Raw genomic sequence first — 369 nt, forward strand, 5'->3', positions numbered from 1 at the left:
CCGCGAGGCATTTTCGCGGACCTGAAAGTGGCGGAGCAGGTGCATTCGCAGGTGTCGATCCGCGGCGGGGCGGCGGCCCAGGTGGCGATCGTGGAGGCCGATTCCGGCCGACTGCTGGGCACGGTGGACCAGTCGCGTGCGACGTCGGATGTGCACACCGGGGCGGTGTACATGCACCAGGGCGAGACGTTCGTGGTGCAACTGCTGGACCTGGGAGAATCCGTGGCGTGGGCGTTGGGATATTGGTGGCGTTTCTACCGCTTTGCATGCGGATACGGGTTTGCCGACGGTGTTTGTGTACGACGGCTATGCGGGTGGTGCGGGTTTCGCCGAGCAGGGCTTTGCGCGCTTTGCCGAGTGGATGGCCGC

General features: G+C 65.9%; 1 pseudogene. It reads left to right on the plus strand.

What is annotated here, in order from left to right:
- Positions 1–232: 232 nt before the first annotated feature.
- A pseudogene (locus CYJ76_RS13235) lies at positions 233–369 on the plus strand (Zn-binding domain-containing protein); the annotation flags it as partial.

Origin of the sequence: Kytococcus schroeteri (genome assembly GCF_002847825.1) — a bacterium.
Classification (GTDB): Bacteria; Actinomycetota; Actinomycetes; order Actinomycetales; family Dermatophilaceae; genus Kytococcus; species Kytococcus schroeteri.